We start from the raw sequence: 838 nt of genomic DNA, 5'->3' as shown, positions 1-838 counted from the left end.
ACTCCCGTGTTCACCCCTACAGCAGTGTCAGGGGCAGGAAAGGCCCCGGAATCCATCCGTCAGGCTGAAGGAGTTGGTTCATACGAAGGCACACCTGATTACAGAGAGGTAGGCAGCCGCCACATCCCCTCTCATCTTGATGCGAGATTTTTATAATACATAATCAATATATGTCTCAAACGGTATATCAAAACATCGAGGATAAAAAGATCGTGGATCTTCTCTTGGAATTTTTCTTGCTTCAGAATGCCAGATTAACTATTCCCTCAACAGAAGTTCCCGTAAGGGATCAGCCTAGAATAAAATATCTAACTATCGATGGTAAGCCGCAGAAATTTATATTTAAAAATGTTATCGAATTTATAGAGGAAAAGGGAATTGAACCCAGCAAAGATTCACTGTCGTACGAAGGCGTTTGCAAAAGGCTTGTCAATGAGGGCCTCTTAATTCAAATGGGAAATACTCAGCTCACTCTTTTTACTCCCGGAGAGTACTCAACTATATCATATAGAGAAGGTATCGCCGAGTATGGCGGCTATACTATGCTCCTGAATGGATTTAGAGCTGTTAGAGAGCGTTTCTTGCAATCCGTTGTTCAAGTAGAGGTTGAAAGCGACGATTCAGGAGAAACAGTAACGAGCAGAGGTAGTGCTTTTTACTTAGGGAAAGGCAAATTTGCCACTGCCAAGCATGTAGTAATGGATCCCAGCAGATTTAGAATCTTAATTGGCGAACAAGCTGTAGAAATACGCAAGATCGTGCTCAGCGATGAAGCAAAACTCGACCTAGCTATACTTGAAGCAGATGAGGCTGATATCTCTATACCTTCTATCACAAT

General features: G+C 42.5%; 1 pseudogene. It reads left to right on the top strand.

From position 1 onward, the window contains the following. Positions 1–170 precede the first annotated feature (170 nt). Positions 171–838: pseudogene (locus GO986_RS22440) on the top strand (S1 family peptidase); the annotation flags it as partial.

Source organism: Deinococcus arboris, assembly GCF_009755355.1.
GTDB lineage: Bacteria > Deinococcota > Deinococci > Deinococcales > Deinococcaceae > Deinococcus > Deinococcus betulae.
The sequence above is the reverse complement of the archived record's forward strand: the minus strand, read 5'-3'. Positions and strand labels throughout refer to the sequence as shown.